This window comes from Luteolibacter sp. AS25 (assembly GCF_046736275.1).
In the GTDB taxonomy this organism is placed as follows: Bacteria; Verrucomicrobiota; Verrucomicrobiia; order Verrucomicrobiales; family Akkermansiaceae; genus Luteolibacter.
Genome location: NZ_CP151837.1, coordinates 1,805,552 through 1,818,406, shown reverse-complemented (window position 1 = coordinate 1,818,406; position 12,855 = coordinate 1,805,552). Strand labels below are relative to the sequence as shown.

13 protein-coding genes are annotated in these 12,855 nt (G+C 51.1%); 6 read left to right on the top strand and 7 right to left on the bottom strand.

Going from position 1 to position 12,855, the window contains the following annotated elements; genetic code table 11:
- Positions 1-1,008, bottom strand: a complete 1,008-nt coding sequence (locus AAGA79_RS08280; RefSeq protein WP_411825326.1) for an AAA family ATPase — start codon at positions 1,006-1,008, stop codon at positions 1-3.
- Positions 1,009-1,118: 110 nt separating this feature from the next.
- On the opposite strand from AAGA79_RS08280, the gene AAGA79_RS08275 reads away from it, so the two are divergent.
- From AAGA79_RS08275 to AAGA79_RS08260, 4 genes are read left to right on the top strand one after another with little or no spacing between them, the layout of a single operon-like run.
- On the top strand, positions 1,119-1,883 hold the full coding sequence (locus tag AAGA79_RS08275) for a hypothetical protein (RefSeq protein WP_411825325.1): 765 nt from the start codon (positions 1,119-1,121) through the stop codon (positions 1,881-1,883).
- Positions 1,880-2,608: an SCO family protein gene (locus AAGA79_RS08270; protein ID WP_411825324.1), complete on the top strand. Its 729-nt coding sequence runs from the start codon at positions 1,880-1,882 to the stop codon at positions 2,606-2,608. The genes AAGA79_RS08275 and AAGA79_RS08270 overlap by 4 nt, the downstream gene beginning before the upstream one ends.
- A gap of 16 nt (positions 2,609-2,624) precedes the next feature.
- A complete protein-coding gene (locus AAGA79_RS08265; protein WP_411825323.1) occupies positions 2,625-3,242 on the top strand; it encodes a DUF420 domain-containing protein in 618 nt (205 codons plus the stop codon).
- 55 nt (positions 3,243-3,297) lie between these two features.
- Positions 3,298-4,815 carry an FAD-binding oxidoreductase gene (locus AAGA79_RS08260; protein ID WP_411825322.1) on the top strand — a complete coding sequence of 506 codons (1,518 nt, stop codon included), beginning with the start codon at positions 3,298-3,300 and terminating at the stop codon, positions 4,813-4,815.
- A gap of 134 nt (positions 4,816-4,949) precedes the next feature.
- Here the strand turns inward: AAGA79_RS08260 and AAGA79_RS08255 are convergent, their stop codons facing one another.
- The 3 genes from AAGA79_RS08255 to AAGA79_RS08245 form a co-directional block, all read right to left on the bottom strand.
- Positions 4,950-5,426 carry an Lrp/AsnC family transcriptional regulator gene (locus tag AAGA79_RS08255; protein ID WP_411825321.1) on the bottom strand — a complete coding sequence of 159 codons (477 nt, stop codon included), beginning with the start codon at positions 5,424-5,426 and terminating at the stop codon, positions 4,950-4,952.
- A gap of 151 nt (positions 5,427-5,577) precedes the next feature.
- Positions 5,578-6,000, bottom strand: coding sequence for a large-conductance mechanosensitive channel protein MscL (mscL, locus tag AAGA79_RS08250; protein ID WP_411825320.1), 423 nt, complete (start codon positions 5,998-6,000; stop codon positions 5,578-5,580).
- 197 nt (positions 6,001-6,197) lie between these two features.
- Positions 6,198-9,206, bottom strand: a complete 3,009-nt coding sequence (locus tag AAGA79_RS08245) for an SNF2-related protein (protein WP_411825319.1) — start codon at positions 9,204-9,206, stop codon at positions 6,198-6,200.
- 111 nt (positions 9,207-9,317) lie between these two features.
- Here AAGA79_RS08245 and AAGA79_RS08240 point away from each other — a divergent pair, with 111 nt between their 5' ends.
- Both AAGA79_RS08240 and AAGA79_RS08235 read left to right on the top strand, forming a co-directional pair.
- The gene (locus AAGA79_RS08240; RefSeq protein ID WP_411825318.1) at positions 9,318-9,833 is read left to right on the top strand and encodes a hypothetical protein; all 516 of its coding nucleotides are present in this window, start codon (positions 9,318-9,320) and stop codon (positions 9,831-9,833) included.
- Entirely contained in the window at positions 9,830-10,678 is an 849-nt protein-coding gene (locus AAGA79_RS08235; RefSeq protein WP_411825317.1) for an NAD-dependent epimerase/dehydratase family protein, read from the top strand. The genes AAGA79_RS08240 and AAGA79_RS08235 overlap by 4 nt, the downstream gene beginning before the upstream one ends.
- 27 nt (positions 10,679-10,705) lie before the next feature.
- Here AAGA79_RS08235 and ispE read toward each other — a convergent pair whose 3' ends face one another.
- From ispE to AAGA79_RS08220, 3 genes are all read right to left on the bottom strand, one after another.
- Positions 10,706-11,524 carry a 4-(cytidine 5'-diphospho)-2-C-methyl-D-erythritol kinase gene (gene ispE, locus AAGA79_RS08230; protein ID WP_411825316.1) on the bottom strand — a complete coding sequence of 273 codons (819 nt, stop codon included), beginning with the start codon at positions 11,522-11,524 and terminating at the stop codon, positions 10,706-10,708.
- Positions 11,525-11,535: 11 nt separating this feature from the next.
- Positions 11,536-12,195, bottom strand: coding sequence for a polyphenol oxidase family protein (locus tag AAGA79_RS08225; RefSeq protein WP_411825315.1), 660 nt, complete (start codon positions 12,193-12,195; stop codon positions 11,536-11,538).
- 66 nt (positions 12,196-12,261) lie between these two features.
- A complete protein-coding gene (locus AAGA79_RS08220) occupies positions 12,262-12,723 on the bottom strand; it encodes a MarR family transcriptional regulator (protein WP_411825314.1) in 462 nt (153 codons plus the stop codon).
- Positions 12,724-12,855 lie beyond the last annotated feature (132 nt).

Genomic DNA, 12,855 nt, shown 5'->3' with positions numbered 1-12,855 from the left:
TCAGGCGGAGACGAGATTCTTCGGGGTATCCAGATCCTGGAAGGGGACTTCCGCCAAAAGCTTTGCCACAACGGAGTTGGTGGAATGGCCGTCTACCTTGGCATTGTAGTCCAGAACGATCCTGTGGCGGAGGACTGCGGTGGCGACTGCCTTGACGTCCTCGAACGAGGCGTTCGTGCGCCCGTGGATGAGGGCACGGGCCTTTGCCGCGGATGCCATGGCGAGTGCAGCGCGGGGGCTGGCGCCGAAACGGATTTGAGCCGAGTTCTCGGACTGCCCGGGATGGGTGGAGTCCACCAAACGGGCGATGTAGTTGGCCACCGGGTCAGGAAGATAGATGCGGCGGACCAGGGCGAGGAGATCCTTTAGAACATCCGCGCTCATAATTGGCTCCACAACCGGCTCGGTGCCAAGCTCGCGGCTGGATACGATTTTCTGGAGGGTGGCCACGTCGTTTTTCGTGATCTCGAGTTTGAAAAGAAATCGGTCCAACTGGGCTTCAGGAAGGGGGTATGTTCCTTCAAGTTCGATTGGGTTCTGGGTTGCCAGAACGAAGAATGGAAGCGGTAGATCGTGGGATTTGCCAAGAACGGTAACCCTGCGCTCTTGCATTGCCTCGAGGAGAGCTGATTGGGTCTTCGGGGAGGCACGGTTGATTTCATCCGCGAGAACGATATTCGCGAACAACGGACCGGGCTGGAATACGAACTCCCGGCGTCCATCGACTTCCTGCAGGACGGGATTTCCAGTAATATCTCCCGGTAGTAGATCGGGTGTGAACTGCACCCGCTTGTTGTCGAGGCGGAGTAACTTTGAAAGGCCCTTGACCAATTCTGTTTTTCCCAAGCCGGGCAGGCCTTCAAGAAGTATGTGGCCGCGGGCGAGCACGCCGGTGATGACTAGTTCTATGATTTCTTCCTGGCCGAAGAGGATCTGATTGAGCCCTTGGTTGAGTGAGCGGAGGTGCTTTGCTGCATCGGCTACTTCAGTCTCGGTGGCGAATTCCATATAGCGAAGGTTTCAGGAAACAGCAACAAAGCGCAAGAAGAGAGGACAGGGAAAGATTCTTACCTCTGCGTATGGACAAGCGGGCGATCCTCACTACCTTTCCGCGAGAAATGTCTGCAAGCAATCTGGAACCTGTAACTCCCGACCCGAAAAAACTCCGTCGTACCGCGTTGGTATTGTTCATTATTATGATCGTGGGCGGTATTGTAATTTTGAAAGCGTATGAAAAACGCACCAAGGAGGGGCAGCAGGATGATCGACCAAGTTTGCTGACAAAAATTTCCGAGACCAAGGATCTGAACTATCTGAAACAGGATGGAGTCATTGGTGAGCTGATGGATCTGAAAGGAAAAGTCATCGTGGTCCAGAGTCTTCCGCAGTCACAGCCGGATGAGATGACTGTCAGTGTAATGAGGCGTCTAGCCGAGAAATATGACGGTAATGAAGATTTCGCTCTGGTAACATTGGTTCTGGATCCGGGGCCGGCAGCCGGGCTCAAGGCCCAGTTGCAGGATGTGGCGGAAAAAATCGGCGCGGATTTGCCACAATGGACGGTAGCTTCCAATGAACGGGAGAGCCTGCATAAATTCATCAAAAACGAGTTCAAGGCAAACATGCTGCCACATGAGACAGAAGGTGAGTGGCTTTATGATAAATCACTGGTTCTGATCGATAAGGAGCGCCACGTGCGTAGAGCTGTTGTGCCACAGAAACGGGGCGGCGCTGCATACGTGGCAGCCTTCGATTTCGAACAGGCGGAGGAATGGGACAAGGAGGGCATCAAGACCGGTAATGACTTGAATAACGCGGAGCAAATGGAGGTGCTGCTAACCGATACAATCGAGATCCTCCTCAACGAAGAAGCCAAGCAATGAGTAAAAAAACTACAATCGCCCTATTCTACATCGGTGTTGCTGTCGTCTGCGCGGCAATCCTTGCTGTGGTAAATTTTTTGATCGTCCCGAACCTCAAGGCGAAGGGGCAGGATGCCCTCATGTTCGAGAATGTGGGACATGAGACGGAGGAAACATGGTTCCCGATCGGGAAGGATCTGGCTGCAACAACTCAGACAGGGGAAGCGGTTAAACTTTCCGATTTACGTGGAAAAGTTTGGGTGGTAGCGGAGTTTTTCGCGATTTGTCCTCACTGTGCGGTTCGCAACGGTGCAGAATTGCGGACGATCTATGATGAGTTCAAGGATCATCCGGACTTCCAGATGGTTTGCATTAGCGTGGATCCCGAAACAGATGATAGCGAGAAGCTCAATGATTACGCTACGGCTCTGAGTGCTGACTCTGAAGATTGGTGGTTTCTGAATGCAGGTGATGAGAAGACGACCCATGAGTATCTGGAAGGCACTCTTAAATTTTTCGGTATCCGCGAGCGATCAGATCCCGAGGAAATCGAAGCAAACGGTCGTTTTCAACATGATATGGGGTTAATTGTGGTGGATCGCGATTTCAATGTGATCGGAAAATGGCCGTTGGCAGATGCGCGCTCCGAACAGGGGCGGGAGCTGAACCCTAAACTTTACGAGACTTTGAAGGCGGAAATGTTCGAGAAAATACGAGCAGAGCTTGCAAAGACATCCGATCTTTAGTTTTCCTCACAAATATATGCGATTTACTGTGGAACGAACCGAATGGTTGAGGCGCGAGCCGAATATGCAGCTTTGGAAGAAGCTGAGAATAGTCACGTGGATATTGACTGGTGCGGTTCTGATCCTGGTGGGTCTGATGCGCAGACCTGACCTTCGGATTCCACTGCCTGAAGGTGTAGATCTCACATTTTTGCCCGCGGTTTATTCCGCTATCAACGGGGTTGTTGCAGTTGTTTTGATCGCCGGGCTGGTAGCGGTTTTCAAAGGAAAAATTCAGCTACACAAAAAACTGATGCTCACCGCGATGGGCTTGTCCGTCTTGTTTCTGCTGGGTTATGTGGCCTATCATTTTACAAATACGGAGGTTATTTTCGGGGACCTTAACAAGGACGGGGAAATTTCCTCACTGGAATCCGCTGAAACCGGTGGCAGCCGTATTTTTTACCTGATTCTGCTAATTACGCACATCGTAGCTGCCGGAGTAAGCCTTCCACTGATCCTACTGGCGTTTTCTGCTGCCTGGTCGAGTAGATTTTCTGCCCACCGCGCGATTGCCCGCTGGGTATATCCGATTTGGCTCTATGTGGCTATTACCGGGCCGATCTGTTACCTGATGCTCAAGCCATATTATTAACGGGAAACCTCGAATGATTTGACCGCAGGAAGCTTGGATGGAACTCTAGCGGCAAATGAGTTTTCCTCCGCAACAACCGGGCAACCAGTCAAACACACCTCCCAGCGAACCTGACGATTTGTGGGAGGATCTGGATAGAATCCCTACGCTTAAGAGTTCCATCTCGAAAAACGAGATAGCGGTGGATTTGCCAGATGACAGCACGCTTGAGGGCGCGCTGATTGCATTGCTTGGGGAAGATAAGGTTAATTTTACTTCCAGTGTGCTGAGCACGCACTCAACCGATAAGTGGTTTGCCAGTTCCGCGCCTGATGTGGTTGTTTTTGCCGAAAGCACTGAGGATGTGTGCAAGGTGATGGCCTTGGCGCATGATCGCAGAATTCCTGTGACCACGCGCGGGGCGGGGGTGGGTTATGTTGGCGGATGTGTTCCTGTGAAGGGGGGCATCGCGCTTTCGCTGGCTAGGATGAACAAGATTCTGGAAATTTCCCCTCAGGATGGGGTGGCTGTTGTCCAGCCGGGCGTGATCACCGGGGATCTACAAAATGAAGCACGTAAGCTGGGCTGGGAGTATCCACCGGATCCGGCCTCGCTGAAGGAATGCTCGATTGGCGGGAATGTGGCGACGAATGCAGGTGGACCGCGTTGCCTGAAATACGGGGTCACCCGAAATTATATCCTCGGATTGCAGGTAGTTCTGGCGAACGGGAAAATCCTTCGATGCGGTGGCCGCCTCCATAAGAACAAGACTGGTTTCGACCTCATCGGGCCATTTGTTGGTTCCGAGGGGATGCTCGGGGTTGTAACCGAGATTACCGCCAGGATTATTCCCAAGCCAAAAGCCCGCGGAATGCTGGCGGCTGTTTTTCCTGATTTCTCATCCGCCGCCAGGACCGTTCAGGCGATTTTGCAGGCCGGGCACCTTCCGTCCGCACTGGAAATTACCGATGCCTTCACTCTAGCCGCTGCCCGCAAGAGATTGGGGGCGGATGTTTTCCCTCCAGGCGATGGTCACTTGATTGTGGAAATCGATGGCCGCCCTGCAGCTGTGGAGTCGGAGCTGAAGGAACTGGAGGCGCTTCTGAAAAAGTGCTGGGCCGGAGATATCAGAATCGCGAAGAACGATGATGAGTGCGAGGCCATCTGGCAGTTGCGCAGGGAATTTTCCTATTCACTAAGGGATACGGGCCTAACCAAGCTCAACGAAGATATTGTGGTTCCACGTAGTAAACTTGTGGAGTTGGTTGACTTCGCCCGTTTGCTGGAAAAGGAAACTGGAATCGCCATCGCGTGCTTCGGACACGCGGGAGATGGAAATATACATACGAATCTGATGGTAGGCGATTATGAGAACCCGGAAGTCCGGGAAAGAGCGGATGCTGCTCTTGATATTCTTTTCACATGGGTGCTGGAGCATGGTGGTGCAATCACCGGCGAACATGGGGTGGGCCTGGCCAAGAAGCCTTGGATCAGGCAGGCGCTCGGAGAGACATCATTCGAGGTGCACCGCACTCTGAAGCGGGCGCTTGATCCTCAAGGGATTCTGAATCCAGGAAAGTTCCTGGATGATTGAGGTCTGAGAAGTCCCTTTACGGTGCAAAAGAGTGGAAAGCAGCAGTTGCCTTGGTGATCGCGAGCTCGATCATCATAACGATCCTTATGGATCAGACCTACCGTGACTGAATCACTACTATTTCGTTCCGTATTTCACGGAGATACTGCCAGGCGATCAGTCTCCGGCTCGGTTTCGAATAGGAAGCCGTTTTCCTTGTAGGTTTTCAGTCGGAAATGTGTAGCGGTGGAGAGAACACCATCAAGGGACGAGAGTTTCTCGGAAACAAACCGAGCTACTTCACGAAGGTCCGCGCCCTCAACAACAACCATGAGATCGTATCCTCCTGATGCGAGGTAGCAGGAAACGACCTGATCGAAGCGAGCTATGCGCATGGCCATTCTATCGAAGCCGCCGCCGCGTTCCGGTGTCAGGCGCACCTCAATGAATGCGGAGACAGAGGTATCGCCGATGATTTCCGGATTGGTGACAGCGTGATAACCTAAAATCGTGTGATCCTTTTCCCAAGCGGTGATCTGATCCTGCACCACTGTTTCGGTGCTGTCAGTGAGATCTGCGAGTTCCTGATAGGAAGCGCGGGCTTTGCGGCGGAGAAGTTCGAGAAGTTTCATGTGTTTGCAGCACGGTAGAACCGGCACGGAAATGGTCAATGGAAAGCAGGGCCTGCGTGCGGGTAATTGAGATTGCCGGAAAAGATGTGGACGAAGAAAAAAGGCCACACGGTATGAACCGGGCGGCCTGGAAGATTGAAAAGGCGGGTGCCTATTGTTTCGCAAGAAGATCGCGGATTTCTGTGAGAAGAAGCTCCTCTTTGGTTGGCTCAGGTGGTGCTGGATCAGGCTTCGCTTCCTCTTTTTTCATCGCTGCGAGAGCTTTTTTCACAACGAGGAAAACCGCGAATGCGAGAATTACGAATGCTAGGAAATCACTAATGAACTGGCCGTAACCGATGACCGGTTCACCTGCTTCAAGGGCTTCAGCATATGGAACCTTCTCATCAGGGAAGTTGAGGTTCACATACATTTCAGTGAAATTGATGCCGCCTGTGATTTTGCCGAGCGCTGGCATGAACATATTTGCAACCAACGACTTAACGACAGTGCCGAAGGCTCCGCCGATGATGATACCGACAGCCATGTCGATTAGGTTACCTTTGAATGCGAATTCCTTAAATGCTTTGAACATGATGTTTACGGTTGCTTGGGGGATGTGGGAAAAATGCACCTAGGGGAGATACACTTGGAGGAAGTTAAAAGTCTGATGACGATGGTTGCGAGCACTTTCGGAGGTAGGAATGAATAGTTACATAAGTTTGGTAGGAATTCCTGATGACCGGGAAATAAGAATTGTGGAGGAACTGGAGCACTTTTCATGTCCAGACTTCAGTTTGCCAAGAGCTTTTCAATTTCGGAAGTGGTCCATCCGGGAGCATCCGTCGGGGTAACCGATTCATCCAGCGATTCCGCGAGGGCTTTCTTGGTCTTCTGCATACTGGTGACTTTCTCTTCCACGGTATTACGGGTGAGAAGACGGAATACTGTGACAGGCTTGGTCTGGCCGATGCGGTGGGCCCGGTCGGTAGCCTGAGCTTCAGCAGCGGGGTTCCACCAAGGATCGAAATGTATCACCACATCCGCCGCGGTAAGGTTTAGTCCGTAACCACCGGCTTTCAGGGAAATCAGGAATACAGGAGGTCCTTCGCTGCTCTGGAATTCATCGACCAATGCCTGCCTGTTGCGTGTTTTACCGTCCAGTCTGAGTGAACGGACCCCAATGGCGGTGAGTTGTTCCTCAATGGCGACGAGCTGTTTCTGAAACTGTGAGAATACAAGAATTTTGCTGTCCGCGGCGATGGACTGTTCGGCGATTTCAAGAAGTCGTTCAAGCTTCGATGATCTCCTGGGAATGGAGAGTTTGCTAAGTTTTTCCACACCGAGCAACGAGAGATCGCAACATGTCTGTCTGAGACGAAGCAGGAGGGAAAGCGTTTGCATACGTGCTGCAGCGGTCTGCCCCGAATCGCGTATTTTACCAATTTTCTCCATCCCTTGCTTCTGTAGCTCGCGATAGGTGCTGAGCTGATCTTTCGAAAGATCGCAGAATTCATCGATTTGAATTTTAGATGGCAGCTCGGGGGCAACTTCGGACTTGGTGCGACGAAGCACAAAAGGTGAAGTTTTCAGGCGGAGCAGGCGACTGGCATTTTCCGCGGTTTCCGGCGTTTTCAATGGTAGCTCATATTTGTCCTCGAACGCCTTCCTCGTGCCCAGCCAACCTGGTTGTATGAAACGGAAGATCGACCAGAGGTCCCGCGCGGAGTTTTCCACGGGAGTTCCAGTGAGGGCGATTCGCCTTTCTGCATTTAATTTGGCTACGGCTTTCGAGTGATCCGTGTCTGGGTTCCTGATCAAAGAAGCTTCGTCAATCACCACGAGCGCATAATCCTGCCGTAGGTGATAAGCTAGATCGCGGGAGAGGGTGGAGTAGGTGGTGAGGACGATGTCACCGGGACTGATTTTCTCCCTGAGTTTGTCTCTGCCGGTTCCATGAAGCGTGATGGTTTTCCGATGTGGCGCAAAACGTGAAATTTCAGAACGCCAGTTCCCCAGGAGTGATGTCGTTACGACTACAAGGGCTGTTTTATCTTGTGAATAACTTGTTAGAATTCTCTCAATACAAGCGATCGTTTGAATTGTTTTTCCCAGTCCCATGTCGTCCGCCAGCAATGCTCCATGATATTTATTCAGTCGGTCAATCAGCCAGGAATATCCGGATATTTGATAAGGTCTAAGATCCGCTTTGATGTCCGGCATGATCTCTGCTGGACTTCCTATTTGCTGATTTTTCTGACTGTTTTTGGATAATCTGGCCCCGATTTCCTGAATGATCAGAGACGATGCGCCTTTGGCCATAAATCGGCCGTTTGATTGTTCCAGTTCGAGATCCTCGAATAGCGGATCTATCAGATTCTCAATGTCTTCAGAGATAATTATTTGTTTTCCCTGATCCTGAATTCCATGGCTACCCTTGGAGCGTAAAAGCCTTCTGACTTCCTCAGGGGAGATCTGGACATTGTCCTCGGTTTCGTAGGATACGGAAAAGCTAACAGAATCGTCGCTCGAGTTATGCAGTTCAAATTTCGGAGTTATGAAGACAAATGACTTTCCGTGCCTCTCGATTGCCGGGGATCGCTCAATTTTCCAGTCTTGGGGGAGGGACTTGAGTGTCTTTGTAAGAAGTGTCTGTATGGCCTTTGAATCCGAGATCTCAAAGGGGTTCTTTGAGTTGTCCGAGAGGGGTGAAAGCGCCTTGTAGAAGGTGGCCAAGGCTTTGGTTTTGCCACTGTTGTTTTTCGTGAAAACCGCACCATTTTTCAGCTCGGGCAATGATTGTGAATAACTTGTGTGTAAGGTTGCCACAATCTTTCGTGAGGAACCTGTCAAGGTGAGCTCCACCTCCGGGTCAACCGAGATGAACTGGAGCGACTCGAACCAATCCGAGGAGCTAAAGTCGATAAACGATTGGAGAATTTCGAGGTGATCGAGAAAGGTATTCGAGGGTAGGACGACTGATTGACCCGCTGTGAGTTTTTTGAAAACAGGTAACAATGTGGAATCAAGCGGGGCGGATCCTAATTTCGAAATGAGTGAGTCGGAGACCCGGAAAATCGAAGTTCCTAGCAGGACAGTCTCCGATCCTTCTGCAGGGATGATTTGGATTTTATCGTTTTTTAAAGAACATTCGCGGATGTGGAGTTGGGTGCCGGAATCGATTTCGATATTCCCGGTGGAGGACTCAATTTCCGGATGGTTCTCAAGGCAGCGGAGAAATTCGGCGAGATTTTCCGGGGAAAGAGCGAGCTGGATATGAGCCTGCGAGGTGGCCTTTTGTGCGATTAGCCATGCGGTGAGGCGTTTATCGGCAGATGTGGACTTTCTCTCCGATGGGCTTAGTGAGACTGAAGCGCGTCCCGCCATGACTGTTTTCTGCCATGGTCCCTGGAATTTAATTTTCCACGAGATCTCGGGAATCGCTTGATTGCTGGCAACCGGGGCGGATGTCGGTATACCGGAAGGCTTCTTTTCCGCTACGCCCGAAGTAGGCTTTGAGGTTGGAGGTGATACCAGATGGAGTCCTGCGGCGATGGCGTGCGGGCAGAATTTTCCTTCACGCCTATTTCCCGGGCAGGGGCACGTCGCATCGAACCAAGTGGGAGTTTTCATATCCACGGTAGTGCGGAAGATGCGGCTTCCCACTTTTACCGAGCCGCTCCATCCGTTCGGGAGTTCTTTTGACTCTACCACGGCACCAATATTCAGCAGTGATTGGGCTTCCTTGAAATCCTGCCACGCAGCGGCTTTACGGATGGCTGACTCATCAAATTTCGGCATACGCTGGGAATGGATGCTATGCAGCGATGATGTGAAAGAGGAATTTTTCCGAGGCCGGGATCGGATGCCTTATTGGATTGATCGAATGTGGGCGGAGTATTAATTTTCCCCATGAAACTTTTTGCGAGCGGTGTACTCGCCTTGGCGATTGCCTTGAGCAGTTGTGCTCCGGGACCTGGCGGGGGAGAGGCTGTAATTTGGACAGTAGGAGAGTATGATTCTCTGATTCCTCACGTGCCCGGGGTTTCGGGATACCGTCAGATTGAAAGCGAGGCTATCGGGTTTCGGAAATACAGACTTCAGCATCCCGGTGGGAGGTGGACCGTGGGACTGGATGGAAAGAAGGACCCGATCGTGATAACAACAGCATCTGGTCGTAAGACATCGTTACCGGATGAATGGTATCCCGAGGAGGGAGGTGCGGATGCGGCGACGGTTTACGGATTTGTGAAAGACGATGAAACCTTGATCGTGCTGGAGGGAACGAGCGATATTACCTATGAGGAGACTTGGATTTGGTTCTTGGGGGACAAAAAAGTCGATATGAAGCGGTATGCGGCAAAAGGTCCGGGAATGGGCACGGTAGCTGGCGTGGAGCCGAAGTATCGTGTATATCCTTCACCATGAAACGGTTGCTAGTCGTAGGGGCGGGAAATGTTGGCTCCAAGGTTGTAGAACTTTCTCGCTCAAAGGGCTGGGAAGTTTCCGGCGCTAGCTTGAGCGGTGGAGATGGCTTATTGGCTCTAGATGTTGGAGACTCGGATGCAGTGAACGCCCTACCGGATTTTGATGCTGTGGTGCACTGCGCTGCATCCGGAAGAGGTGGTGAGGATGCTTACCGAAGTGTCTACCTGCGAGGTTGCCGGAACCTTTCCAATAGGTTTTCCAGCGCAAAACTGATTTTCACCTCAAGTAGCTCGGTTTACTCCCAAACGGATGGGAAGATGGTAAACGAAGAGTCAGAAACGTTACCAGGCAGGGAGACCGGTAGGATCCTGCTGGAGGCGGAACGAGTGGTGACCGACTCGGGAGGAGTTGTAGTGCGATTGGCTGGTATCTACGGCCCGGGTCGTAGCGTTCTCTTGAGAAAATTCCTGGATGGAGAAGCTGTTATTGAGGAAGACGGAAGGCGGATAATCAATCAGATCCACCGTGACGATGCTGCGAGTGCAGTGGTCCATCTACTTACGATGGCGAATTTTCCGGAGGGGGAGATTTTTAATGTCTGTGATTCGGCACCGATGAGCCAGTTGAAGGTTTATCAGGGTATGGCCGCGATTTTCGGCAAAACTCTGCCTCCATCCGGTCCCCGTGACTTGAACCGGAAACGCGGATGGACCCACAAGCAGGTCTCAAATGCAAAAATTGTTGAAACAGGATGGTGCCCCGGCTTTCCGAGGTTCCTGGATGCTGTGGGAGCCGACGGTGCGATTTGCGCGACCGGGGACTTACAGTCTTCAGACGCATATTAGTCCTAAGATTTTCACTCAATCCTGCTTTCAGAGTGTTCCCGACCAAGTCCAGAGATTCGGATCGAAATACTTCTGGGCCGAGCCAATCAGGCTGTCGGGGCGACCCTTGTCGTGGAGAAGAGCGAAGATGGTGGAACCGGAACCAGACATGAGCACCGCTTTTGTATCACGGCGATGAAGTAACCAATCTTTCAGCTCAGCCAGATATCGATATTTGGCAAAAACTGCTTTTTCCAGATCGTTTTCGAGATCGATGTTCGCGAATCGCTGCTTTGTAAAACGGATGCCGGGGAGGGGTTCCACATCAAGGCAGCTCTCGTAAGCATCTTTGGTAGGGACAGAGAAATCTGGTTTAAAAAGGACAACCTTCACATCCGAAGGATTGGGTAATGCTTCAACGATTTCGCCTCTACCGGTGCACCTGGCGGCTCCGTCATAAAGGAAGAACGGAACATCAGAGCCGATCTCAGCAGCCAGCGAATGTAGCTGATCTGTGTTGAGTGGTTCTTCAAGTTGACTGTTGAGGGCAAGTAAAGTTGTAGCCGCGTTGCTGGAACCTCCTCCTAATCCGGCTCCATGCGGGATTCGCTTTTCGAGATGGATATCGTATTTTAATTTCTCGCCGGAGGCCTTGGACAGTGCCTCTACCGCCTTGACTACCAAGTTTTCAGGACCTGTCGGAAGGGATTCATCATCGCAGGTAAAGGTGAATTTCTTGGAGGGTGTGATGGTCAATTCATCCGCGAGGCCATGGAGTTTGACCATGTGTGTGTCGATTTCATGGAAACCATCAGGTCGTTTGCCGAGAATTTTGAGAGAAAGATTTAGTTTCGCAGGTGAAAGCATGGGGCTAATTATTATTTAATGGAGAGAAGTGCGAGCATACGTCCGGTTTTTCCTTTTTCCAGACGATATGAGTAGTGTCGGTGTAGGTCAGAAGCAGTGTTCTCGCAAGAATCGTGGAATTGCTCAATACCGCAATCATTAGCTTGTTCGCGAATAGTTGCCGCGAAATTCACTTCGTAGTCAGGCGGTCTGATACACGGTGAGAGGATACAGATGAGATCTGAAGGTGATGAGCCGTAAATTTCGCACATTTGCGAAACAGCGTTACCAAGAATGTTCATTTCGGTCCCCTTTCTTCCCGAGTGTAGGAGAGCGATGGCTTTTTTTACGGGATCCACCAAATAGATGGCAGCACAGTCGGCAGCGTAAATTGCCAGCAATTCGCCCGGTAAGTTTGTCATCAATCCATCAACCGATTGATGATTAACAGCCTGCGACTCCGATGGTCCGGTTACGACGGCGATGCTGTTCCCATGGATTTGCTCGGCATAGTGCCGGGTTCGAACCCTAGGAAATTTTTCCATGATGATTTGATCATGAACTGGCTTGAGGTTGCCAAGGGCAAACTCTCGATCGCCAAGCACATTGACATCAGAAAGCCGCGGAATCCACTCTGCCTGATAATCAGGTAGTGAGTTGATTGGATTTAAAAAAAAGAACGCCTCCGTCACGGGATAGACCGTAGCGGAGGCGCTTGGAGTTCCAAGCTGGATTATTCAGGGGGGAGACAGAATTTTTTAAGCAATCGAGCGATTTTTGAGCGCGCGATTAGTATGTTCAACTGTTTCAGCCTCTTCTTCATCCATACCTGCCAGAATGCCGGCGAGATCCACTGCAATTTCTTTCCGCATCTTGGAAACAAGGTCTATTCCTTTTGAAGTGATGCGTACCATAATTTTGCGGCGGTCCTCGGCTGCATGAACGCGCTCAACATAGGATAGTTTTTCCAACCGGTCCACAAGGCCTGTAGCGGCGGCTGTGGAATGGCCCATTTTTTTCGCGATGTCGGACATTGTCAGAAATTCTTCGCTGGAAAGATAGGTTAGTAGGAAAAACTGGGGGAATGAGACGTTCCCTTTGTTGAGTTCGTGTGACAGGTTAAGAATGCAGCTTCTCTGGGTGAACAGGACGAAGTCTGCGAGACGATCGGCATCGGCTTTCACCGTGGAGCCGGAGGCGCTTGGTTGTGTGTTTTTCATTTTGGCTGGTTGTAGTGTTCATGTTTGGGGACATGTAAGGGAGCACAGCCATTGCGAAACGAAGATACTTTGGTTTCCGGATATTAATCAAGACCAAATTACATTTTTTCAAAATGCTGTGCTGGAGAGTTG

Excerpts from the sequence above, each read along its gene's own strand:
- AAGA79_RS08265 (WP_411825323.1), top strand. The coding sequence starts at position 2,625 with ATGCGATTTACTGTGGAACGAACCGAATGGTTGAGGCGCGAGCCGAAT.
- AAGA79_RS08240 (WP_411825318.1), top strand. The coding sequence starts at position 9,318 with ATGAAACTTTTTGCGAGCGGTGTACTCGCCTTGGCGATTGCCTTGAGC.
- AAGA79_RS08235 (WP_411825317.1), top strand. The coding sequence starts at position 9,830 with ATGAAACGGTTGCTAGTCGTAGGGGCGGGAAATGTTGGCTCCAAGGTT.
- mscL (WP_411825320.1), bottom strand. The coding sequence starts at position 6,000 with ATGTTCAAAGCATTTAAGGAATTCGCATTCAAAGGTAACCTAATCGAC.
- ispE (WP_411825316.1), bottom strand. The coding sequence starts at position 11,524 with ATGCTTTCACCTGCGAAACTAAATCTTTCTCTCAAAATTCTCGGCAAA.
- AAGA79_RS08260 (WP_411825322.1), top strand. The coding sequence starts at position 3,298 with ATGAGTTTTCCTCCGCAACAACCGGGCAACCAGTCAAACACACCTCCC.
- AAGA79_RS08220 (WP_411825314.1), bottom strand. The coding sequence starts at position 12,723 with ATGAAAAACACACAACCAAGCGCCTCCGGCTCCACGGTGAAAGCCGAT.
- AAGA79_RS08255 (WP_411825321.1), bottom strand. The coding sequence starts at position 5,426 with ATGAAACTTCTCGAACTTCTCCGCCGCAAAGCCCGCGCTTCCTATCAG.
- AAGA79_RS08275 (WP_411825325.1), top strand. The coding sequence starts at position 1,119 with ATGTCTGCAAGCAATCTGGAACCTGTAACTCCCGACCCGAAAAAACTC.
- AAGA79_RS08280 (WP_411825326.1), bottom strand. The coding sequence starts at position 1,008 with ATGGAATTCGCCACCGAGACTGAAGTAGCCGATGCAGCAAAGCACCTC.
- AAGA79_RS08270 (WP_411825324.1), top strand. The coding sequence starts at position 1,880 with ATGAGTAAAAAAACTACAATCGCCCTATTCTACATCGGTGTTGCTGTC.
- AAGA79_RS08245 (WP_411825319.1), bottom strand. The coding sequence starts at position 9,206 with ATGCCGAAATTTGATGAGTCAGCCATCCGTAAAGCCGCTGCGTGGCAG.